At 62.9% G+C, this 22,438-nt stretch carries 21 protein-coding genes; 10 read left to right on the top strand and 11 right to left on the bottom strand.

The window, feature by feature from the left end; all coding sequences use genetic code 11:
• Nucleotides 1-88: 88 nt before the first annotated feature.
• From ACKAMS_RS18035 to ACKAMS_RS18020, 4 genes are read right to left on the bottom strand one after another with little or no spacing between them, the layout of a single operon-like run.
• A complete protein-coding gene (locus tag ACKAMS_RS18035) occupies nt 89-1,882 on the bottom strand; it encodes a DEAD/DEAH box helicase family protein (protein ID WP_408989333.1) in 1,794 nt (597 codons plus the stop codon).
• Nucleotides 1,882-2,742 carry an SDR family oxidoreductase gene (locus tag ACKAMS_RS18030; RefSeq protein ID WP_408989332.1) on the bottom strand — a complete coding sequence of 287 codons (861 nt, stop codon included), beginning with the start codon at nt 2,740-2,742 and terminating at the stop codon, nt 1,882-1,884. The genes ACKAMS_RS18035 and ACKAMS_RS18030 overlap by 1 nt, the downstream gene beginning before the upstream one ends.
• 59 nt (nt 2,743-2,801) lie before the next feature.
• A complete protein-coding gene (locus ACKAMS_RS18025) occupies nt 2,802-3,704 on the bottom strand; it encodes a dihydrodipicolinate synthase family protein (protein WP_019744773.1) in 903 nt (300 codons plus the stop codon).
• 33 nt (nt 3,705-3,737) lie between these two features.
• Nucleotides 3,738-4,523, bottom strand: coding sequence for an aldolase (locus tag ACKAMS_RS18020; RefSeq protein ID WP_408989331.1), 786 nt, complete (start codon nt 4,521-4,523; stop codon nt 3,738-3,740).
• A gap of 164 nt (nt 4,524-4,687) precedes the next feature.
• Here ACKAMS_RS18020 and ACKAMS_RS18015 point away from each other — a divergent pair, with 164 nt between their 5' ends.
• Both ACKAMS_RS18015 and ACKAMS_RS18010 read left to right on the top strand, forming a co-directional pair.
• Nucleotides 4,688-5,278 carry a helix-turn-helix domain-containing protein gene (locus ACKAMS_RS18015; RefSeq protein ID WP_020908662.1) on the top strand — a complete coding sequence of 197 codons (591 nt, stop codon included), beginning with the start codon at nt 4,688-4,690 and terminating at the stop codon, nt 5,276-5,278.
• The gene (locus ACKAMS_RS18010) at nt 5,275-5,700 is read left to right on the top strand and encodes a hypothetical protein (protein WP_003946354.1); all 426 of its coding nucleotides are present in this window, start codon (nt 5,275-5,277) and stop codon (nt 5,698-5,700) included. Before ACKAMS_RS18015 ends, ACKAMS_RS18010 begins: the two co-directional genes overlap by 4 nt.
• A 7-nt stretch (nt 5,701-5,707) precedes the next feature.
• Here ACKAMS_RS18010 and ACKAMS_RS18005 read toward each other — a convergent pair whose 3' ends face one another.
• From ACKAMS_RS18005 to ACKAMS_RS17995, 3 genes are read right to left on the bottom strand one after another with little or no spacing between them, the layout of a single operon-like run.
• Nucleotides 5,708-7,180, bottom strand: a complete 1,473-nt coding sequence (locus tag ACKAMS_RS18005) for a carboxylesterase/lipase family protein (protein WP_408989330.1) — start codon at nt 7,178-7,180, stop codon at nt 5,708-5,710.
• Nucleotides 7,177-8,706, bottom strand: coding sequence for a carboxylesterase/lipase family protein (locus ACKAMS_RS18000; RefSeq protein ID WP_021332290.1), 1,530 nt, complete (start codon nt 8,704-8,706; stop codon nt 7,177-7,179). The genes ACKAMS_RS18005 and ACKAMS_RS18000 overlap by 4 nt, the downstream gene beginning before the upstream one ends.
• Nucleotides 8,707-8,735: 29 nt before the next feature.
• Nucleotides 8,736-10,145 carry a dihydrolipoyl dehydrogenase family protein gene (locus ACKAMS_RS17995; protein ID WP_408989329.1) on the bottom strand — a complete coding sequence of 470 codons (1,410 nt, stop codon included), beginning with the start codon at nt 10,143-10,145 and terminating at the stop codon, nt 8,736-8,738.
• Nucleotides 10,146-10,227: 82 nt separating this feature from the next.
• Between ACKAMS_RS17995 and ACKAMS_RS17990 the strand changes: the two genes are divergently transcribed.
• Both ACKAMS_RS17990 and ACKAMS_RS17985 read left to right on the top strand, forming a co-directional pair.
• Entirely contained in the window at nt 10,228-10,980 is a 753-nt protein-coding gene (locus ACKAMS_RS17990) for an SDR family oxidoreductase (RefSeq protein ID WP_007727631.1), read from the top strand.
• Nucleotides 10,980-12,302 carry an NAD(P)/FAD-dependent oxidoreductase gene (locus ACKAMS_RS17985; protein ID WP_047888491.1) on the top strand — a complete coding sequence of 441 codons (1,323 nt, stop codon included), beginning with the start codon at nt 10,980-10,982 and terminating at the stop codon, nt 12,300-12,302. Before ACKAMS_RS17990 ends, ACKAMS_RS17985 begins: the two co-directional genes overlap by 1 nt.
• A 3-nt stretch (nt 12,303-12,305) precedes the next feature.
• On the opposite strand, the gene ACKAMS_RS17980 is transcribed toward ACKAMS_RS17985, so the two are convergent.
• A complete protein-coding gene (locus tag ACKAMS_RS17980; RefSeq protein ID WP_019744765.1) occupies nt 12,306-12,809 on the bottom strand; it encodes a hypothetical protein in 504 nt (167 codons plus the stop codon).
• A gap of 124 nt (nt 12,810-12,933) precedes the next feature.
• On the opposite strand from ACKAMS_RS17980, the gene ACKAMS_RS17975 reads away from it, so the two are divergent.
• From ACKAMS_RS17975 to ACKAMS_RS17965, 3 genes are read left to right on the top strand one after another with little or no spacing between them, the layout of a single operon-like run.
• Nucleotides 12,934-13,410, top strand: a complete 477-nt coding sequence (locus ACKAMS_RS17975) for a MarR family winged helix-turn-helix transcriptional regulator (RefSeq protein ID WP_408989328.1) — start codon at nt 12,934-12,936, stop codon at nt 13,408-13,410.
• A gap of 1 nt (nt 13,411) precedes the next feature.
• Nucleotides 13,412-14,263: an ABC transporter ATP-binding protein gene (locus ACKAMS_RS17970; RefSeq protein ID WP_020908654.1), complete on the top strand. Its 852-nt coding sequence runs from the start codon at nt 13,412-13,414 to the stop codon at nt 14,261-14,263.
• Nucleotides 14,223-15,041: an ABC transporter permease gene (locus ACKAMS_RS17965; protein WP_019744762.1), complete on the top strand. Its 819-nt coding sequence runs from the start codon at nt 14,223-14,225 to the stop codon at nt 15,039-15,041. The genes ACKAMS_RS17970 and ACKAMS_RS17965 overlap by 41 nt, the downstream gene beginning before the upstream one ends.
• A 13-nt stretch (nt 15,042-15,054) precedes the next feature.
• Here ACKAMS_RS17965 and ACKAMS_RS17960 read toward each other — a convergent pair whose 3' ends face one another.
• Nucleotides 15,055-15,498 (bottom strand): helix-turn-helix domain-containing protein, encoded by a 444-nt coding sequence (locus ACKAMS_RS17960; RefSeq protein ID WP_019744761.1) that lies wholly within the window; start codon nt 15,496-15,498, stop codon nt 15,055-15,057.
• 892 nt (nt 15,499-16,390) lie between these two features.
• On the opposite strand from ACKAMS_RS17960, the gene ACKAMS_RS17955 reads away from it, so the two are divergent.
• Nucleotides 16,391-17,203, top strand: coding sequence for an FAD:protein FMN transferase (locus tag ACKAMS_RS17955; protein ID WP_020970361.1), 813 nt, complete (start codon nt 16,391-16,393; stop codon nt 17,201-17,203).
• 1 nt (nt 17,204) lies between these two features.
• Here the strand turns inward: ACKAMS_RS17955 and pgi are convergent, their stop codons facing one another.
• Nucleotides 17,205-18,860 (bottom strand): glucose-6-phosphate isomerase, encoded by a 1,656-nt coding sequence (pgi, locus tag ACKAMS_RS17950; protein ID WP_408989327.1) that lies wholly within the window; start codon nt 18,858-18,860, stop codon nt 17,205-17,207.
• Nucleotides 18,861-18,952: 92 nt separating this feature from the next.
• Here pgi and ACKAMS_RS17945 point away from each other — a divergent pair, with 92 nt between their 5' ends.
• A complete protein-coding gene (locus ACKAMS_RS17945; protein WP_408989326.1) occupies nt 18,953-20,407 on the top strand; it encodes an NAD-dependent succinate-semialdehyde dehydrogenase in 1,455 nt (484 codons plus the stop codon).
• Nucleotides 20,408-20,481: 74 nt separating this feature from the next.
• Here ACKAMS_RS17945 and ACKAMS_RS17940 read toward each other — a convergent pair whose 3' ends face one another.
• Entirely contained in the window at nt 20,482-20,808 is a 327-nt protein-coding gene (locus ACKAMS_RS17940; RefSeq protein ID WP_019744757.1) for a chorismate mutase, read from the bottom strand.
• 316 nt (nt 20,809-21,124) lie between these two features.
• Between ACKAMS_RS17940 and ACKAMS_RS17935 the strand changes: the two genes are divergently transcribed.
• A partial coding sequence (locus ACKAMS_RS17935; protein WP_408989325.1) for an ATP-dependent helicase occupies nt 21,125-22,438 on the top strand: 1,314 nt, incomplete at its 3' end.

Here is a 22,438-nt window from a genome sequence, read left to right as displayed (position 1 = left end):
TCGTGTGCGCGCGTTGGACGGCCATTGGAAGGTCAAGCCCCCGTGGTCAAGCCCCCGTGGTCAAGCCGCCGAGGTCAAGACTCCGAGGTCAAGCCTCCGTGGTCAAGACATCGGGCTCTAGCCACTCGACGCCGAGCAGTTCGGACAGCGACCGCAGACCGGATCGATCACCACCTTTCAGACCTGTAACCGAATTGAGATTGCGCAACATAACCGTGGCGACGTCCTCTTCCTTGGTGCCCACGCCGAAGGGTATGACCCATGGACACGTCTGGTAGTCGCGGTGTGACCGACCGAATGTCTGTTCTGCCGCGATCCCTGAGTATCGCGGTTGATGAAAGATTCCCGTCCGTGGCAACGAGGACGCGTGAGTGCCGTCGGGGAGTGCTTCGTTGGCGTGGAGCGAGATCGAGGTCGTGACATTGAAGACGATGACCGGTGCATCCCCGCGTTGAAACCGCAGACGTTGACCCTCCTTGTCCGGCACCGCGCCGAACAGTTTTGCCACCGAGATCCCGGCGTCTTCGATCATCTCGACCAGTGGATCGCCTGCCGTGGAGACGAATTCGACGGCCACCAACACCTGTTTGCCTGCGTTGACCTGCGACTGCGCCCACTGGGCCGTCGATTCGGCGCGGATCATGCCCGCCTTCTGTCGATAGCGCAGAACAAGCGCACGGCCCCGCGCGATGTTGCGGCTCTTGCGGGCCAATCCCATTTCGTAGGCGTACTCGGCCCACTCGGTCTCGTACTCGGCGCGCTGGGCATGCGTGAGGTCGATCGGCATACCGTCGAGCGGAACGGGTCCCCACGGAGTCGGTCGATGAATCATCAAGGGCGGTTTGCTGTTCGACATCCATCCACGCACGGTCTCGAGCGCCTGGGATTGCAGGGTCGCTGATTCCTTCGCCTCTGCGCTCCACGTCCACTTCCCGTAGGACTTGTCCAGCGGAAGGCCGGACTCGACAAGCCTGGCACCCAGGTCGGACCAGTACTCCGAAGGTTCTGAATGCAGCTGCGCAAAAAGCGGCGCCAGGTAACGCTGATCTGCCGGCGTATGTCCCGGTGTTGCTGTCACGGACAGGACGAACGGCGCTTGCTCGTGTGAATTGGAAAAGCGCGCAACCTTCTCGAAGGCAGCTGTGCGCTGTGTGTCGTTGCTGTACAGCTGGGCCTCGTCCGCGATCACCACACCGAAGGTGTACTTGGGACGGCCGTTTCGCGCGATCAGCTTCTTCAATTGGTCAGGCGACATGATCAGCCAGCGGAATCCGCCGTCGCCCACCGATGCGATGGAATAGCGCCAATGCGGAATGGTGATCTGTGCGGGTCGATCGACGAGGACGAGGATGTTGGTTTCGCCGCGTTCCTCGGCAATCGTCTTGGCCGACATCACTGCGATCAGCGTCTTACCCAGGCCGGCATTGTCTGCCAACAGAAATCCGCGTTTGCCGGCCCGAGCAGCGTCGACGACGGCCGCAGCCCCCGAAACCTGCTCGGGCCGAGGAATTTTGGGTGCAGCAACCGGGCGTTCGCCGGTGCTGTCATTGATGTCGTCCTCGACCCACTGCTGATACGAGAAGGGGAGTGCCTTGAACGGAGCGAGTTCTACAGGCAACTCCGTGCCGACCCACGCGTAGCTCTTCCATTTCTTGACGAACTGCGCACCAGGCGCCGGCGTCCGAAAGGGTACGTCGAGAAGCCAGACTCGTTCGCCCGGAGCGGCTGTCGGAACGTCGGGCATCACAGCGCGTGATCGTTTCTTTGCGACAGTCTTCTTTGCGGCGGTCTTTTTGGTTGCACTCTTCTTGGGAGCAGCCTTCCTCGGTGCAGCTTTCTTTGCGGCAGCCTTGCGTGCCGTGGTTGCTTTGCGTGGTGGCATCAGGCGGTTTCTGCTGTGAGGAATTCACGCAGCGTGAGCGCAGGCCGGCCGACAAGGTCCTCCACGGTGCTCGTGATCATCGCCAATTCACCCTGCGCGATTGCGGTGTACGTCGACACCCAAGCATCGAGCTCCCAATCGGGTGCGTTGTACGACGCCCGCGACTCGTAGGCTTCCTCGAGCGTTTCCTCGACGTACGTGGTCCGCTTGCCGGTGACCTCGGTGATGATGCTCGCGGCCTCGGAGAGCGTCAGTGCCTCGCGTCCGGTCAGGTTGTACGTCTGTCCGACATGAGAATCCAGATCCTGCAGAACCGACACAGCGACGGCAGCAATGTCGGACCGCGCTACCGCGCCGACAAGACCGTCACCTGCGGGGCCGCGGATCACACCGTCTTCACCGGCGAGAGCGGGTAGGAAATCGAGGTAGAAGCTGTCGCGCAGGAAGGTGAATGCGAGTCCGGAAGCGCGGATATGTTCCTCGGTGACCCAGTGATCGCGAGCGAGCGTGAACGTCGCGTCCGGAGCGGCACCGAGGAAAGACGTGTAGACGATGTGCCTGACCCCGGCCTCCGCTGCGGCGTCGATGAAGGTGCGGTGATGATCCAGACGATCTGCGCTTTCGGCCGCCGAGACCATGAAGAGGGTGTCGATTCCGGCCAGAGCCGCGAGAGCGCTCTCCTGATCCCCGTACGTAGTCTCGGCCGAATCGGCACCGGGGAGCTGCGGCAATCGGTTGACCGAACGCGCGATCAGCCGCTGTGGGACACCGGCGTCGGCCAACGACTGGGCCACCAGTCCGCCGATATGGCCGGTAGCGCCGGTGACGGCGATCCTCGCAGACCGTGAATCTACGGACATGGTGCCCCTCCTTCGGTCGGTGTGCATCCCATCTTGCCGGACCCCACTCCCACGTCAGGTCACGACGCGACGATTACACCGCGAGCCACCGACAGAGCGTCGGACAAAGCTGTCCTGGTGTTGTCGTCGAGGGGCAGCAGGGGCCGGCGGGGAAGGCCGGCGTCGACGCCGAGAAATTCCAACCCGGCTTTGACCGTCGACGGCAGTCCGCGACTGACGAGGACCTTCAGTAGTGGCTCGATCTGTTCGAACACAGCGGCGGCACCCGACCGATCACCGGATTCGAGTAGACGCCAGAAGTGCACCACCTGTTCGGGGGCCAGACACGGTGCTGCCGTGCACCATCCGCTTGCGCCTGCAGAGAAAGATTGCAGTGCAAGAGGATTGCTGCCGTTGAAGAAGGGAATCGTGCCACCACTCAGTTCGTTGATGCGGTTCATGCGGGTGATGTCGCCGGTGGATTCCTTGATCATCGTGATGCCGTCGACGGTGGAGACGAGGTCGACGAGAAACTCCGGCGACATGTCGATCCCTGTGGTCGCGGGATTGTTGTAGATCATCGTGGGAATGTCGACGGAATCGGCGACCGCACTGACGTGTTCACGAATCTCCTGCTCACCCAGATGCCAGTACGACGTGGGGAGGATCATCATTGCGTCGGCACCGGCGTCTGCCGCGATCGATGCTCGGCGGAGTGCTCCCGCCGTCGTCAGATCCGACACTCCGACGACGGTGGGGACTCGTCGGTCGACGTAGTCGACAGTTTCCCGGGCGACCGACTCCCATTCGGCGTCGTCGAGATAGGCGCTCTCGCCGGTGCTGCCGAGTGGGGCTATCGCGTCGACACCACTGCTGATCATGCTGTCGAGGAGCGTGTGTAGCGGCTTGGGATCGAATGCTCCGGTGTCCCGGTCGAACGGGGTGATGGGGTAGGCGACGATTCCCTTGATTGTGCTGCTCATGGGGTTCTCTGTTCTGTTGGTGGGAAACGAAATTCAGTTGGTCAGTGCGTCGGGATGATTGCGGTGAGCCCGACGGGCGTAGTACGCGAAGTTCGCCTCGCTGCGCCGAGGGGTCAGTGTCCAATCGTGAGCCTCCTTCGCCAGGCGAGGCGGTAGCGGCTTGATGTCGCCGGCAGCCATTGCCAGCAACTGCAGCCGCGCGGCCCGCTCGATCAGATGCCCGAGGGAGCATGCTTCTTCGACCGTGTTGCCGACGACGAGTTGGCCGTGGTGGGCGAGCAGAATTGCCCGCTTGTCGCCGAGCGCAGCCGAAATGATCTCGCCCTCTTCGTTTCCCACGGGAACTCCGGGCCAGTCGGCGAGAAATGCGCAGTCGTCGTAGAGGGGCGCGATGTCCATTTGGGAGACGACGAGGGGAATCTCGAGCATCGACAACGCCGTCGCGTGCAGTGGGTGTGTGTGGACGATGCAGTTGACGTCGGGTCGGGCGCGGTAGATCCAACTGTGGAACCTGTTGGCGGGGTTCGGCATGCCCTCCCCGTCGAGGACTTCGAGGTCCTCGTTGACGAGCAGGAGGTTGTCCTCGGTGATCTCGTCGAACCCGAGGCCGAGTCGCTGGGTGACAAACGTGCCAGGCTGCTCACCGCGGGCGGAGATCTGGCCGGCGAGACCGGAATCGTGGCCGGCGTCCGACAGTGCGCGGCAGGTCAGTGCGATCTTCTGTCGAAGTGTCCAACTGCCTGTGGTTACTTCGGTGAGCATTTTCGTCTCGGCGGTGGCCATGAGTTCTTGCTTGCTCGCATGCATCGTGTCGGTCATGGGGTGTGCCTTTCTGGGGCCCGGAATCAATGACATTCAGTCACCTATAGGACACAAAGTGTCATATAGGACGGAAATGTGCAACCCTCAGTACGAGCGTCGCTGATCGTCGCAGGTCAATGTGTTGGTAGGGTGATGACACAAAGTCTTGTGAGGGGAATCGAATGGCAGCGTTTTTGCGAACACATCGGCGTCGCGCCGGTCTGACGCTCGAGGGCCTGGCCGAGCAGACCGGTCTGACGAAGAGCTATCTCTCGAAGGTCGAGCGGGGTATCAGTACCCCGTCGATCGCGGTGGCGCTCAAAATTGCACGGGTGCTCGATGCCGATGTGGGACAACTGTTCTCGGACAGTATGGAGGGCAATGCCATGACGATCGTGCGCGCCAAGGACCGCGTGATCGACCCGGCTTCCTCCGTGCAGTCTTCCGTCTACGATCCGATCGCGCCCTCCATGGTCGGAAAGGCCATGCAGCCGTTCGTGGTTCATCCGGCGTCGGTGATGGGTCCCAAGTTCATGGACCACACGGGAGAGGAGTTCGTGTTCGTGCACTCCGGATCCGTAGAATTCGAAATCCCCGGACAGACGATGCACCTCGACGCCGGCGACAGCCTGTATTTCGACGCGAATACGCCACACCGGATGCGATCGGTGTCGGCAGATCGTGCGGTGGTGCTGGTTGTCGTCTACGACAATCCTTCGACTGGATCACCCAGCGGTGACTCACTGGAAGCGCACTGCGGGGTGAGCAGATGACCCTGGGGATCGACACGACACTGACGCTGCTCGCGGCCGGTCTGATCTTCCTTCTCTCCCTGTGCCTGGGAATCTGGAAGTACCGACAGATGGCCACCTCGGATAATCACCTCGCCCATCCGTATGTCGACATCGCCCACCGCGCAGCCCTGATGTACTCGTTTGCGACGCTGCTGATCGCGGTGTTCGTCGAACTCAGTGCGTGGCCGACGTGGATCAACCTGACCAGTGCCGCAGTGGTCGTGTTCTTCTTTCTCGCAGCGATTTTCAGCTACATCGCTCACGGTGCGATGAAGGACACCGACAATCAGTTCGAGTCCGCCGGTCCGCCCCTGCACCTCGGAATGTTCCTGCTGATTCTCGGTGAGGTGGGCGGATTCGCGGTCCTGCTCGCAGGTTTCGTGAAAGGCCAGTTCTTCTGACCGGGCTTCAGCGTCGGTGCTCGTAGCCGATCCAGGCGCGTCGACGCTCACCAATCGGGTCGTTCTCCACTCTGGACGTCTCGTCGAAGATCATCGTTTGCCGCTCCGGGACGGAGTAGGCGGGCCAATCCTGGTCCGGCACTCCGTGTCGGGCGAAATGGATCCAGTGGCGCTGCACGGTGGAGGTCACCGCGGCCAGTCCGCGACGTCCACCGACCGCGGTCAAGGCCGCGGTGAGTGCATCCGAACGGCCGAAGACCGCAAGCAATTCGGTGGCATGGGTAGCGCCCATGCCGATGAGTCTGAGCAGGCGAGGCGCAAAATCGTAGCGGTAACTGTAGGTAGGAGCTACCTGGCAATGGCCCTGTGCGCACAGTATTGCCGGTTCCCAGAAGGTGATGTCGCCGCCGAGATCGGCGGCAGCGAAACGATGCGGATACGTGGGATACGCCGCGAGCGCACGTGCTTTCACTTCAGGGGTGGTGTGGGAGAACATCTTCTCGATCCGAACCGGGTTGGTAGGCAAGATGTCGAGAACGCGCGGAAAGATCCGCCCCTCATGGAGATTCGAACCGACGAGCAGCGGAACGGGGTGGGCCCGTCCGGCGGCGAACACGTCGAGCGGGTGTTCGGGAAGAATGTCGTCACCCACTACAGGGGCGAATGCCCGTGTTCCGGGTTCTTCGTCCGCGCCGCGTCGCGCAAGTTCTTCGCCGGCGTCGACCAGTTCCTTCACCGAAGCGGAGCGCAGCCACGAGGCAGGATCGGTTTCCGGTGCGTCTGCGATCTCGAGGAACTCGCGCGCCCATCGCTGCGCTCGATCCTTTCCGTATGCCGAAGCAGCCGGCGGACTTTGAGCAATGGCCCGAGCGAACAACCCTCGGGCCGCGGGCGTTGCCATCAGAGTGGTGACAGCGTTGGCGCCGGACGATTCACCGAAGACGGTGACGGCGTTCGGGTCGCCACCGAAGGAGGCGATGTTGCGCTGGACCCACGTCAGCGCGGCGATCTGATCGCGCAATCCGAGGTTCGTGTCGAATGATTGTTCAGCAGTGGAATACTCACTGAAATCGAGGTAGCCCAACGCGCCGAGACGATATTGGATCGAGACGTAGACGATGTCGCCACGTTCGACCAGGCTCGTTCCGCGGTACATGGGCGTCGACGGATTCCCGCCGTTGTACGCGCCGCCGTGAATGAAGACCATGACCGGTCGCAACGAATCCGACGGTACCTGCGGGGCCACGACATTGACGAAGAGTGAGTTCTCGTCGAAGTTGCTCTTGCGCTGCGGAGACGGAGAGCCGAATGCTTCCGCCGGGCGGACACCATTCCAAGCCTCGACCGGCTGTGGTGCGCGAAATCTCCAGCGGCCGGTCGGGGCCGCTGCGTAGGGGATTGCTCGCCAGGTGCGCAGTCCTCGATCGAGGCGCCCGCGTACGACCCCGGAATCGAGAGTGATCTCGAGGGGGCTCGTCACGGTAGGGAGATGTCGGTGCCGTGGCTACGGTAACCGCTGTATCCCGACCAGGCCAAGCGTTGTTCACGTCTGGGATCGTTCTCGACGCGGACGATCTCGTCGAAGATCATGGTCCTACGCTCCTGCGCGTCGTAACGCGGCCACGACCCGCGCGGCGAGCCGTGCTTGGCGAAGTGAAGCCAGTGTCCCTGAACAGATTCGGTGACTGCGCGCAGTCCGCGCCGACCGCCGGGAAGGGTGAGGCCGCGCCCGACAAGGGTGTCGCCGATACCGAAGACCGCGAACATCTCGAAACCGTGAGTGGCGTCGAGGCCGAGCCAACGCATCATCGTCGGCGCGAAGTCGAATCGGTAGGCGTACGTCGGCGCCGATTGTGCGTGAGCCTGCATCAACTCCACTGAAGGGTGCCAGAACGTGACGTCTCCACCGACATCGATCGCGGACTGCTCGTCGGGATAGCCGGGATAGGTTGCGAGGATGCGCTTTCCGGCCTCGGGATCGGTGAGAGCGAACATGGTGTCGATGCGCGACGGGTTGGTCGGGAGTGCGTCGAGCACCTTCGGGAACAGCGTTCCCTCCCGTCTGTTGGTGCCGATGATCATCGGAACCTGGTGTGCCGATCCTTCATTGAATGCGTCCAAGGGGGAGCGCGGCAGGAAGTCGCCGTCGACGACTGGACCGAAGGGATGTAGTCCAGGCGTGTTCGCCAGTACCTCGGCGCCGAGTCTGCTGCCTGCTCGGCCCAATTCGACGGCAGTCGCCGAGGTCAAAGCCTTCGCGGGCGGTAGACCGGAATTGAGGATCTCGACGAAACGCGCACCCCAGGCGTGCGATCGCTGCGTGCTCGAGACTAGATCCGGAGCCGAACTCTCGGCGATCGCACCAGCGAACAGTCCCTTGGCAGCCGGAGTAGCCATCAAGGTGGTGACGGCAGTGGCTCCGGCGGATTCACCGAAGATCGTGACTTTTTCAGGATCCCCACCGAAGGCCGCGATATTGCGCTGCACCCATTGCAGGGCCGCGACCTGATCGCGCAGTCCGAGGTTGGAATCGAATGCCCGCTCGGCCGTGGAGAAGGGTGTGAAATCGAGGTACCCCAGAGCACCGAGGCGGTAGTTGATCGAGACGTAGACGATGTCGCCGCGTTCGACGAGGGACACACCGGAGTACAAGCCGGTAGCCGAGGTCCCGATGGTGTTTGCCCCACCGTGGATGAAGACCATGACCGGAAGCGGGGTGTTACCGGCGTTCGCTGGAGCGAGCACGTTGAGTGTCAGACAGTCCTCGCTGCTCGGCTGGTACTTCCCGGGCGAAAGCAGCAGCCCCTTCTTGTGCTGGACCGAGGCGTCGCCGAACCTGGTCGCGTCTCGTTCTCCGGTCCATGGTGTGACCGGCTGTGGCCGCGTCAGACGCAGTGTTCCGACCGGCGGCCGGGCGTAGGGAATTCCGCGCCAGGCACGAAGTTTTCCCACCCGGCGGCCGCGTAGGGTGCCGTCGGCCGTGGTCACAAGTATGTCGGACGCCATGTCGCGACTATACGTACTTCGGGATCGCGTCAGCGGCGAGCCTCCAGCAATCGAAGCCAGACCTCACTGACCGTCGGATACGAGGGCACCGCATGCCAGAGAGTTTCGAGTGGGACGGCGCCGACGACCGCGATTGTCGCCGCGTGCACCAGTTCGGATACTTCGGGCCCGGCAAAAGTAGCGCCGAGGATCACCTCGGTGGCCTTGTCGATGACCAACTTCGCGCGCCCGGAGTAGTCGTCGCGCAACAGCGAGGATCCTGCGACGGCCAGTTCGATCTCCACGACTTCGACGTCGTAGCCGTCGTCGCGAGCTTTCTTCTCGGTGCGTCCCACCCAGGCGATTTCGGGTGAGGTGAACACCACCTGGGGGACCTGTCCGTTGTCCGCCGACGCCGTGTACCGAGGTCCCCTGAGTCCGCGGCTCTCGGCCCGCGCGGCGATGACGTCTCCGCAGACTCTCGCCTGATACTTGCCCATGTGGGTGAGGGGAGAGCGACCGTTGATGTCGCCGACGGCGTAGAGCCACTCACCTTGGGCACAGAGGTGATCGTCAGTGGTGACGTACTTGCCGTCCTCGAGGCCGATGACGGACAAGCCGAGATCGGCAGATGTCGGCCCGCGGCCCGCCGCGACGATGACCTCGTCGACCTCGATCACACCGGAAGAGGTCTCGATGCTGACGGGTCCACCGTGGATGTGGCCCTCACCGGTGTCCTTGGCGTCGGGTCGCGACACCGAGTTGACGGCGGTGCTCAGTCGAACGTCGACGCCGCGGGCGCCGAGTGCTTCGGCAACCATCGTTCCGGCAAACGGTTCTGCCGATTTCAACAGAGCATCGCCTCTCACGAGCAGTGTCACGTGAGCGCCGAACGACGACAACCACGTTGCGCACTCCGTTGCGACGACTCCGCCGCCGATGACCGCCACCCGCGACGGAACCTCGTGGAGATTGGTCGCATCGCGCGACGTCCACGGGAGTGCTTCACGCAACCCCGGCGTCTTCGGGACAGTGGCAGTTGTGCCCGTGGCGAGTACAACGGCTTGGCGGGCGCGGAGCTTACGGGTCCCGTCGACGGTCACAGCGCGCTCGCTGTCGATCACCCCGTGGCCTTTGATCACGGTGATTCCCGCGGAGGTGGCCCAGTCGACCTGGGACGAATCGTCGTGGTTGTGGGTGAACGAGTCGCGGCGTTTCAGGACGGCCTCGACGTCCAGCGGTCCGGCCGGGATCCCGGGCAAAGCGTCGGCCGCCTCGAGGACCTGCCCCGGGCGCAGTAGCGCCTTGCTGGGCATACAGGCCCAATACGAGCATTCACCGCCGACCAGTTCGTGTTCCACGATTGCGGCGGTGCGATTACTTCCGGCGATGGCGTACGCGGCGGCGTTCTCGCCGGCGGGCCCACCGCCGATCACGATGACATCGAATTCGTCGGTCATGGCTCCACGGTATGTCGGATCGGTCCGAGTTCGCTCGGTTACCGCCGGGTACGAGAACTCGAAGATGGTTACAGTTGCACCCATGACGCGGCAGAAGATTTTGATCACCGGTGCCAGTTCGGGTCTGGGTGAGGAGATGGCCAGGAGATTCGCCGCGGCCGGTCGCGACCTCGCGTTGTGTGCTCGGCGGACGGATCGTCTCGACACGCTGCGTGGGGAGCTGGTGGCGCAGTACCCGTCGATCAGCGTCGCAGTGCGCGAACTCGATGTGACCGAACACGATTCCGTCGTCCGGGTTTTCGGTGAGCTGCGCGACGAGTTGGGTGGCCTGGACCGGGTGATCGTGAACGCCGGGCTCGGCAAGGGCGCCAAGATCGGAACCGGAAAAGCGCACGCGAATCTTGCAACAGCGCAGACGAATTTTGTCGGCGCGCTGTCGCAGTGTGAAGCCGCGCTCGAGATCTTCCGCGCGCAGGACTCCGGACACCTGGTTCTCGTGTCCTCGATCAGCGCGGATCGGGGGCTACCCGGGCCAAAAGCGGCCTATTCGGCAAGCAAGGCCGGGGTAGCGGCTCTGGGTGAGGCGCTCAGTATCGAGTTGGCGCGCACACCTATTCGCGTCACCACCCTGCTGCCGGGCTTCATCAAGACCGACATGTCCGCCGGCGCCGGCGACGACGCAGCGCTCATGGCCAGTTTGGACGAAGGCGTCAGTGCCATGGTCGACGCCATCGAGAAGGAAACCACCCGAGCGGCGCTACCCGGCCTCAAGTGGCAAGGGATAGATGCGGCCCTACGATTCCTGCCCAACTCCGTGACAGCGAGGTTTGTCTGATGAGCATCCACATCTCGAACGGTAAGCCCCGAGTAGTGATCGTCGGTGGCGGCTTCGGTGGACTGTACGCAGCGAGACGACTCAAGAAGGCCGACGTCGAGGTGGTTCTGATCGACCGAGGGACCAGCCACGTCTTCCAGCCCCTGCTCTACCAGTGCGCCACGGGTCTGCTCTCCGAAGGGCAGATCGCAAGTCCGCTGCGACATCTGCTCGAGGACAACAAGAACACGAACGTCGTTCTGGGCGAGGCCAAGTCGGTGGACGCCGACGCCGGGATACTGACTGCCAGTCGCTTCGACGGGTCGACCTTCGAATTGCCGTACGACTACCTGATCGTGGCGGCTGGAATGCGCCAGTCGTACCACGGTCAGGACGAGTTCATCAAATGGGCGCCCGGCATGAAAACCCTCGACGACGCTTTGGCGATCAGACGCAGTCTCATTGCTGCGTTCGAGATGGCCGAATCGCTCCCGACAGCGGAAGAACGTCGACCGTGGCTGACATTCGCCGTGGCGGGCGGCGGACCCACCGGCGTCGAATTAGCCGGACAGATCCGCGAATTGGCAATGCACGCGCTCACAAACGAGTTCAGGTCCATCGACCCGGACGAGGCAAGGGTACTGCTCTTCCACGGCGACGATCGGGTGCTCCCTTCGTTCAGTCGCAAGCTCTCGGCCGCCGCCAAACGTACTCTCGACGGGATCGGCGTCGAGACTCACCTCGGCGTGCACGTCACCGACGTGTGCGAGACCAGCATCGAGACGACGGACAAGAAGACAAAAGAGAAGCGGCAGTACGAGACTCGCACGATTCTATGGACCGCGGGCGTCGAAGCAGTGCCGTTCGCCGAGGCACTGGCCACGGCGCTGGGTGTGAAGCAGGTCGGCGGTGGCCGCATCGAGGTGGAAGCCGATCTGACCGTTCCCGGCCACCCGAACGTCTACGTGGTGGGCGACCTCATGTCGCGGGACAAACTTGCCGGGGTGGCCGAGGTCGCGATGCAGGGTGGTCGGCACGTCGGTGCCCGGATCGCTGCAACGGTGGAAAACGGCGTGCCCAGCCGAAAACCGTTCAAGTACCGCGATCTTGGAACCGCGGCCTACATTTCGCGACGCCACGCGTTGCTTCAGGCAGGGCCGGTCCAGTTGTCCGGGTTCATCGGATGGGTGTCATGGGGAATCATCCACATCGCGTTCCTCGCGGGGTTCCGCAATCGCGCCAGCACGGTGCTGAACTGGGGCGCAACCCTGGCGTCGAAAACGCGTCGGGAACGGGCAATCACGTACGGCGACCCCGAAACCGCGCGGCAGCCGTACAACTGAGGGTTACTCAGTCTTGAACACGGGGTTTCCGGCGGCGTCGATCATCCACCACAGGCTGCCGACGCTCTGTCCGAGCATGTCTCCGGGAACCTTGTCGTCGAGGTACCGATAGACGGGCTTGCCGTTGACGGTGATCTGGAAAGATCCTTCAGGCCCGTCGACAGTGTCGATGACGGCGTCGATTCCTTCGACGATCGGCGAATCCGTGACCGAGGTGACCGCCGGCCAGTAACGCAGGCACGCTTCGTCGCACGACCCGGCTTGTGAGTTCTCCTCGTCCGGGTTGTAGACGTAGACGGTCATGCCTTCGCCGTCGACGGCGATCGTCCCGAGTGGGGAGTCGGCGGTCTTCAGCAGGGGTGCATCAGCGGCGGCGGGTGGCGACAGCGACGTCGCAATGGCAGTGACGTTGTCTGCGCTGTCCCCGGAATCGAGGGCGTCGGGCGAGCAACCGGTGAGGATCAGGGCGCTACTCGCAACCGTCGCGAACAACCACTGTCTGCGCATGACGTCTCCGTTCTGGGCGGGAGTGCTCGGGACAAGCAATCGGGGATACCCGTTGCGGACGAGCTGAAAACGCCCGGCGTCCGGATTCCTCGACAATAGCTCTGTTACAGAGCTATTGTGAGGTGTGGATGAAATCGGAGCAGATCACAGGCTTTCGGATGATGTCCTGGAGACGCTCGGGCAATTGCGCCGGGGTACGAGGAAGGCATCGGGGCGACCGTTTGCGGAACGACCGCTCGCCGGCGCCCAAATCGAACTCGTCAGGCTGCTACGGCGCAACCCGGGTCTGTCGGTGGCTGAGGCTGCCGGGCGATTGGGTGTCGCGGCAAACACGGTGTCCACCCTGGTTCGGCAGCTCGTCGACGATGGAGTGATCGAACGGGTTGCCGACGAGGCTGATCGACGCGTCGCGCGATTGGTCCTCTCGGACGAGGCGCGCGCCCGCGTCGAAGTGTGGCGTGATCGCCGGAGTGTGATTGTCGGTCAGGCATTGTCGAGTCTGACCGGAGAAGACAGGGCGAGGATCGAGGCTGCGCTACCAGCCCTGTCGCGATTGGCGAGCGCTCTGGCAGCAGCCGGATCAGAAGGTGAGGGGCAGTGAGATGCTGACACAGTGGTGGAAGAGCCGAGCGGCAGGTTCACCCGACCCCGGCGCACACGCGGTCGAGATCGACTCGGTTACATACAAGTTCGGCGACCACCGCGCGGTGGACAACCTGAGTCTGGTCATCAATGCGGGGGAGTGTTTCGGCCTGCTCGGTCCCAACGGCGCAGGAAAGACTACGACGATCAGGTTGCTCAACACGTTACTTCCTCTGCAAGACGGTGACATTCGGATTCTCGGTCGCTCAGTTCGTACCGAGGCGATGACCATTCGGCGCTACCTCGGATACGTGCCACAACAGCTCTCGATCGAAAGCGCATTGACCGCGCGCGAGAACGTGACCTGGTTCGCGCGACTGTACGACGTTCCGCGGTCCGAACGACGCGAGCGCGTCGACCAGGCGCTCGAGATGGTGGACCTGCTCGATTCAGGCGATCGCCTGGCGTCGAGTTTCTCCGGCGGTATGGTGCGACGGCTCGAACTTGCGCAGGCGCTGGTGAACCGACCGTCGCTGCTGGTACTCGACGAACCGACGGTGGGGCTGGATCCCATTGCCCGCGAATCCGTCTGGCAGCGAGTGGCGGAGATGCAGAAGCAGTACGGCATGACTGTGCTGCTGACGACGCACTACATGGAAGAAGCCGAGGAGCTGTGTGATCGTGTTGCGTTGATGCATCACGGTGAACTTCGGGCGGTGGGCGAGCCGAGCGAGTTGGCCGCCGAACTGGGGCCGGAGGCCACTCTCGAAGACGTGTTCCGTCACTACACCGGCGACGATCTCACCGGCGACAAGTCAGGAGGTCTCCGCGATGTCCGCAGTGCCCGTCGCACAGCGCGCCGCTTGGGCTGATCCCACTACCAACGGTTTCGCTCGATTGCTCTCGAGAATTTACACATTCTGCCTCGTGGAAGTTCAGAAGTTGCGGCACGACCGATCTGAATTGGTCACGCGCGCAATCCAGCCGATCCTCTGGTTGGTGATCTTCGGCCAGACGTTCAGTCATATCCGAGCGATCCCGACTGGTGACGTACCGTATCTTGACTTTCTCGCGCCGGGCATCATTGCGCAGTCCGCTCTTTTTGTTGCGATCTTCTACGGAATCCAGATCATCTGGGAGCGTGACGCGGGAGTCCTCACCAAATTGATGGTCACGCCGACGCCGCGCGCTGCATTGGTGACAGGCAAGGCATTCGCCGCCGGGATCCGCGCAGTCGCCCAGGCAATGGTGGTCGTCATTGTGGCGGCGCTGTTGGGGGTGAGTATGACGTGGAACCCGCTCAAACTGCTCGGGGTCGTATTGGTCGTTGTCCTGGGTTCCGCGTTCTTTGCCTGCTTGTCGGTCGCGATCGCGGGAATCGTGCTCAAACGAGATCGATTGATGGGCATCGGGCAGGCAATCACCATGCCATTGTTCTTTGCGTCCAACGCGCTGTACCCGGTCGAACTCATGCCGACGTGGGTTCAGTGGCTCAGCCGCATCAACCCGCTGAGCTACGAGGTGTCAGCACTACGCGGTCTACTCATCGGAATGCCGACCAACTATGTCGTCGACTTCGGCGTGCTGATCGGGGCAGCGCTGCTCGGAATCGTCACAGCCTCGGCACTATTGGGCCGCTTGACTCGCTGATCTTCGCACTGGATCAGTCACGAGTGAACGGTGGGGCGTACGTGCTGCAATCCGGAGGTACGGCCGGGAGTCCTTCGGACGAGCGAAGTTTCTCCGCAATCGACGAGAGTAAGTCCTGCGATTCAGGGGAGAGATCGACCGCTTTCATAGCCAGAGAACGCAATTCGCTGTCGTGGAACTCTTCGACAACCGAACGGTCTTCTTCGGGAATCAGTTCGGGATCTTGGCGAGGCGTCGGGCCGAAGAAGTACTCTGCCGCTACGCCGAAGTAATCGGCCAATGCCAAAACGACTTGCTCTGACGGATTTGTGCGCACACCGCTCCGGAGCTGAGAGAGGTACGGTGTCGAAATCTTGCATCCGCGTTGTGAAAGGGCTTCCACAACTTGTGCGTTGGTGAGTCTCGGTGCTGTGGCCGGGTACAAGGCGTTCAAGCGGTCCTTGAATGAATCGGTCACAATTCCTCCCTCGAGCGTGACCCAGCGTCACAGCTACTTCGCAGTTTTCACATAGTAGACGACACGGTTATTCTGGACTCTGGTCGAAAGTCCTTTCACCTGCGGATATTTGGCGCGGAGAGATTCCAAAGACTTTGTAAAGTATGTGATTTACACCGCGTACTGACCGTTCGTTTTGCCAACGGGCGTGCGGGTGGCGTATAAGCAAAATGTCGGTGGTTGCGCCGTTGCGCTGCAGGTTCTTTCGGCCGGTCCTATGTAGCTGCGTCGATGCATTGTGACCCTGTCTGTAACGTGCGAGCGCTGCCGCCGGGCGCCGGACGTCACTCTCTCCGGCGGTTGGCGCGCCGCGTGTTCGGAACTCTTTCTCGGTGCTCTGCTCGACGCTCGCGCGTAGTGATGGGCGCGTATTTTTCTCGGCAGTCGAGAGTGAGCGGGCAGGTGTGTCGACCTGTCGAAAGTGGCGCGCGTCGAAAGCGGCCGATTGGTATGTCATCGACGTTGGAACACAGTGCTTCTCGTCAGTCGCCGCTATCTCCTGCGGTGATATCAGCGTCGCCCGGACGTGTTTTGCGGCAGACCGAGCTCGAGGCGCAGCGTCCCGGCACGACATGTCGAGCGTCGCCTCTGCGTCTTTCGGATCGGAATAGCCCGCTGCGCCGGTAGTAGTCGACGTCCGTCGACATCGGGTGCGTGTCAGGACCCTTCGAAGGACTACGCGGCTTGCACAGGGAGGGCGGCAATTCTGTCGCACAGATCTACCATCAGCCCCTGCCGTGCGCTGCTCCTCCTGCAGGAAGCGTGCCTCGGCCTCGGAAGCGGCTTATGGCACGGGGCTTGCTGACCGGCGCATACTGGTTACAACGCGGTGTGTTCGAAGGGCAGGACTGACATGGTCAGTGTCGAGAAGTGGGCGATGTGGGATTCCGCCGTGGAGGTGGATGTCACCGAAGGCGCTGCGCTGCCCACTGCGCACGCGTTGATCGCAGCTGCCATCGACGAGACCGAGGCGGTGTGCGACCTTCGCCGGGGCGACGCCGAGATTCACGCCGTCAACCTCGCTCAGGGAACTCCGGTCAAAGTGACTCGGCGTATGTCTGCTCTCTTGCGGTCGGCGCTGTGGGCGGCTCGTATGACCGGCGGCGCAGTCAATCCGCTTGCCGACAACTACTCCGAGGACGAGTCCATCCCTCCGGTCCACCCGACCCCGACGTTCGAGGACGTACAGCTCGACGGCGACGTGGTGTACGCGCCCTGGGGTGCGTCGTTCGACATCACCGGAGTTGCCAAGGCAGACACCGTCGATCGCGCCGCGCAGATCGTGGCTGCCGAACTGCAATGTGGTGTTGCCGTACGGATCGGCGACGTGATCGCCACGGCCGGCCATGCACCGGCCGGTGGCTGGCAGATTCCGGTGCCGGGCAGCGAAGAAGTCGAACTGATCAACGGAACCGCGATGGCGACGGCGCGGGCGGTAGAGCTGCCCTCCTGGGAGCCGAACCAGGAGCGTCCCTCCACGGAATGGGCGCAAGTCTCGGTGATAGCGGACGACGCGGTGTGGGCGTACGCAGCGAGCGAAGCAGCGTTGATCCGGGGTATCAGCGCCATCAAATGGGTTGAACAGCAAGAGCTTCGCGCTCGGCTCGTCGACCGATCCGGACGTGTGTACGCGACGGAGAGTTGGTTCGGCCCTGCTGCCGCGTGAATCAGGCCCGTCCGCGCTCCTTGCGGTACCAGTGCACGAGTGCATCGGTGGACGTGTCGCCGAGGTCGCCGGGTGCCTCTTCGGAGGAGAGTGCAGGTCCCAGTTCCAGTGCCTGCGTCTTGCCGAGTTCGACGCCCCATTGATCGAACGGATTGACACCCCACACAGCACCTTCGACAAATACCTGGTGCTCGTAGAGTGCGATCAACTGACCGACGACCGAGGGCGTCAATTCCTTGGCCAGGATGGTGCTCGAAGGCCGGTTGCCTGGCATCACCTTGTGCGGCACCAACTCCGGTGCAGTGCCCTCTGAAGCGATCTCTTCGGCAGTCTTGCCGAACGCGAGAACCTTTGTCTGAGCGAAGAAGTTACTCATGAGCAGATCGTGCATGGATCCGGTGCCGTCCGCCGTCGGCAGATCGTCGGTGGATTCCGCGAAGCCGATGAAATCGGCGGGCACGAGCCACGTGCCCTGATGCAGGAGCTGATAGAACGCGTGTTGGCCGTTGGTTCCCGGCTCGCCCCAGAAGATTTCACCGGTGGACGTGGTCACCGGTGAGCCGTCGGCGCGAACCGACTTGCCGTTGGACTCCATGGTCAGCTGCTGCAGGTACGCGGGAAAGCGCAACAGGTCGTTCGAGTAGGGCAGCACTGCGCGGGACTGAGCGCCGAAGAAGTTGGAGTACCAGAGCCCGATGAGCCCGAGGAGAACCGGCGCGTTCTGCTCGAGCGGTTGGTTTCGGAAGTGCGTGTCGATCTGGTGGAAACCGTCGAGGAATTCGGCAAAACGAACGGGTCCGACGGCGCACATGACCGACAGTCCGATCGCCGAGTCGACGGAGTAGCGCCCGCCGACCCAATCCCAGAATCCGAACATGTTCGCGGTGTCGATGCCGAACTCCGCCACGCGATCACCATGGGTGGAGACTGCGACGAAATGCTTGGCTACGGCCGAGACGTCTTCGCTGCCCAGACCGGCGAACAGCCAACGCTTTGCCGCCGTCGCGTTGGTGAGCGTCTCGAGGGTGGAAAACGTCTTGGACGCGACGATGAAGAGCGTCGTCTCCGGATCGAGGTCGTCGAGCTGCCCGACCAGGTCGACCGGGTCGATGTTGGAGACGAACCGAACGCTGATCCCGGCGTCCGCGTAGTGCCGTAGCGCGCGATAGACCATCACGGGCCCGAGGTCGGAACCGCCGATGCCGATGTTGACGATGGTGCGGATGCGCTTGCCGGTGGCGCCGGTCCACTCGCCACTGCGCACCCGATCCGCGAAAGCGCCCATCGCGTCCAGAACTTCGTGAACGTCCGCGACGACGTCCTGACCGTCGACGGTCAGAGCAGAATCCTTCGGCAGACGCAGTGCTGTGTGCAGCACGGCTCGGTCTTCCGAGCTGTTGATGTGATCGCCCGCGAACATCGCGTCGCGTCGTGCCTCGACGCCGGCCTCGCGGGCCAGCTCGACGAGTAGCGCGAGAGTCTCGCGGCCGACGCGATGCTTGCTGTAGTCGATGTGAAGATCACCGGCGTCGATCGTCAGCTCTCGTCCGCGGGCTGGATCGTCCTGGAAGAGTTCTCGCAGGTGAACGCCTTCGATGTCGGCGTAATGAGCGCGCAGTTTCTGCCAGGCTGAGGTTCCGGTGATGTCAGTGCTCACGATCATCGACTTTAGTGGCACAAGCTGGAAACTTCCGCGTGAGTCTCGCTGGCGGGCAGACGGACGCGGCTCCGACGAGCATCATGGAACCCATGGACACATTCGAATTCATTCGATCAGTTCCCACCCAGTTGTTCGTCGGCGGCCGGTTCGTGCCCGCGGAGAACAACGCGACCTTCCCGGTGGCGGATCCGGCGACCGGAAAATCGTTGACCGACGTCGCCGATGCGAGCCCCGCGGATGCGCTGCGCGCTCTCGACGAAGCCGTGGCCGTCTCGTCGAAGTGGGCGAGCACACCTGCGCGCGAGCGTGGTGAAATTCTGCGAGCCGTCTTCGAGAAGATCACCGAGCGCGCCGAGGACGTGGCGCTGCTGATGACCCTCGAAATGGGCAAGGCACTCGCCGAGAGCCGTGCCGAGGTCAAGTACGGCGCCGAGTTCTTCCGGTGGTTCAGCGAGGAGGCCGTTCGCATCGGCGGGCGCTACACGCCGGCGCCGGCGGGCAACGGCCGGATCCTCGTCACGAAGGCGCCGGTCGGACCGTGTCTGGCCATCACTCCCTGGAATTTTCCGTTGGCGATGGGCACCCGCAAGATCGGACCGGCGTTGGCCGCCGGCTGCACGATCATCGTCAAGCCCGCCTCGGAGACCCCGTTGACGATGCTGCTGCTCGCTCAGCTCATGGCCGAAGCAGGGCTGCCCGACGGAGTCCTCTCGGTGTTGCCGACATCGAAATCCGGTGAAGTGACCGGCCCTCTCATCGACGACCCTCGACTGCGCAAGCTCACCTTCACCGGGTCCACCGGCGTCGGCAAGATGCTGGTGGAGAAGTCCGCGAAGCGATTGCTCCGCACGTCGATGGAATTGGGTGGCAACGCGCCCTTCGTCGTGTTCGACGACGCGGTCGTCGACAAGGCAGTCGAGGGTGCGGTACTGGCCAAGCTTCGCAACGGAGGCGAAGCCTGCACCGCCGCCAACCGGTTCCATGTCGCCAACGCCGTGCGTGAGGAGTTCACGACCAAGCTGACCGAGAAGATGGCGGCGTTCACGATGGGACCGGGTACCGACCCGGAGACGAAGCTCGGCCCGCTGATCAACCAGAACCAGCTCGACACGGTCGCAGAGTTGGTTGCAGATGCGGTGGATGCCGGGGCGAAGGTTCGACTGGGCGGCGAAGCGCCAGGTGGTGAGGGGTACTTCTATCCGGCCACCGTGTTGGCCGATGTTCCGGCGAGCGCGCGGATACTGAAGGAAGAGGTGTTCGGACCCGTCGCCGCAATCACCGGCTTCGACACCGAAGCCGAGGGAATCGCGGCCGCCAACGACACCGAGTTCGGATTGGCTGCGTACATCTTCACGAGGGATCTCGACCGTGCGCTTCGGGTCTCCGACGCACTGGAATCAGGAATGATCGGCGTCAACCGCGGAGTGATCTCGGACGCGGCAGCGCCGTTCGGTGGTGTGAAGGAATCCGGATTCGGCCGCGAGGGCGGGACCGAGGGGATCGAGGAATACCTGAACACGAAGTACATCGCGCTCGAGAACTGATACACACACGAACGGCTACATCGGGACTGCCAGAGGCATCCGATGTAGCCGTTCGCAAGTGATCTGGGTGTGCGCTAGTGGCCCAGGCGTCCGCGGCCCAGGCGCAGGAGCAGCATCGCGAGGGTGTGGCCTTCCTGGCCCAGCTCGTTGAACCGTTCGAGGACCTTCATCTCTCGGCTGTGCACCAGACGCGGACCACCCGATGCCATCCGGGTACGGCCGATGATCTGGGAGACCTCGGAGCGGCGTTTGATGGCCGCGAGGATCTCGGCGTCGAGACGGTCGATTTCTTTCCGTAGTTCGTCGATCTCCGCCTCACTCTGGGGGATCTCGACGTCTGTCGGAGCAGTGTTTACAGTATTTACAGTATTTCCATTGGGGGCTGCAGCCTGGGTGCTCATTGCTATTCGTCTCCTCTTCCTACTGCGTGGATCGTGGTCTCGGCTCGGGTCGTTACCGATCCAGGCACACTGACGAAAATGCCCCGGATCCGATTCGGACCAGGGGCGGGTGAGCTGTTCAGATCACGTGCACCGAGGTCCGGGGCACGTAAAGTAACGCCACAGCGGGCCGACGGGGTCGGCCGTGTTGTCGCGAACGGAAATGCTGAACATAGCGTCCAGTTTGCCATGCTCGACACAGGTAATCCAAGTGCCTCTACCAGCAGGTGGACGCACTGACGACCGTGTCGGTGGACGCCGGTAGCGTGGACAGGCGATGAACACGTACCCAGCACTCGGTGAGCACGACGGACATTCCCAGCACGACGGGGGCGGCGCGCGGGGACATGGCGCGGGTTCGGACGCCCTCCTCGAGGGTCTCAACCCGCAACAGCGCGAGGCCGTGGTCCATGCCGGTTCGCCGTTGCTGATCGTCGCGGGCGCCGGCTCGGGCAAGACGGCAGTACTGACGCGTCGCATCGCCTATCTGCTGGCCGAACGGGGTGTCACCCCCGGTCAGATCCTGGCCATCACGTTCACCAACAAGGCTGCGGCCGAGATGCGCGAGCGTGTGGCAGCCCTTGTCGGACCGCGTGCCAACGCCATGTGGGTATCGACGTTCCACTCCAGTTGCGTGCGCATCCTGCGAGCACAGGCGGCGCTCCTGCCCGGTTTGAACTCGAATTTCTCGATCTACGATTCCGACGATTCGCGTCGACTGCTGACGATGATCTCGAAGGACCTCGAGCTCGACACCAAACGATTCTCCGCGCGGCTTCTCGCCACTCACATCTCCAACCTGAAGAACGAACTCGTCGGACCGGAAGAGGCGGTTGTCGCAGCCGATCAGGATCCGGCCGAACTGCCGCGACTGATCGCCAAGGTCTACGGCCATTACCAACAGCGGTTGCGTGCGGCGAACGCACTCGACTTCGACGATCTCATCGGTGAGACCGTTGCGCTTCTCCAGGCGTTTCCCCAGATCGCCGAGTACTACCGCCGCCGCTTCCGTCACGTGCTCGTCGACGAGTACCAGGACACCAACCACGCGCAGTACATGCTGGTGCGTGAACTGGTCGGCGGTGCCGGAGAGTCCGACCATGCCGTTGCCCCGGCCGAATTGTGCGTCGTCGGTGACGCCGATCAGTCGATCTACGCATTCCGCGGAGCCACTATCCGCAACATCGAAGAGTTCGAACGCGACTACCCGGACGCTCGGACCATCCTTCTCGAACAGAACTACCGTTCGACGCAGAACATTCTGTCTGCGGCCAACTCCGTGATCTCCAAGAACACCGGCCGACGTGAAAAGCGTCTGTGGACTGATTCGGGTGAAGGTGAACTGATCGTCGGCTACGTTGCAGACAACGAGCACGACGAAGCATCTTTTGTCGCCTCGGAGATCGATCGGCTGGTGGACCAGGGCGAGACCAAGTTCGCCGACATCGCGGTGTTCTACCGGACCAACAACTCCTCACGCGCGCTCGAGGAGATCTTCATTCGACTCGGAGTGCCGTACAAGGTGGTCGGCGGCGTTCGCTTCTACGAGCGCAAGGAAGTTCGGGACATCGTCGCGTATCTGCGCGTCCTC

This window comes from Rhodococcus sp. 5A-K4 (genome assembly GCF_046097995.1).
GTDB lineage: Bacteria > Actinomycetota > Actinomycetes > Mycobacteriales > Mycobacteriaceae > Rhodococcus_F > Rhodococcus_F erythropolis.
The sequence above is the reverse complement of the archived record's forward strand: the minus strand, read 5'-3'. Positions and strand labels throughout refer to the sequence as shown.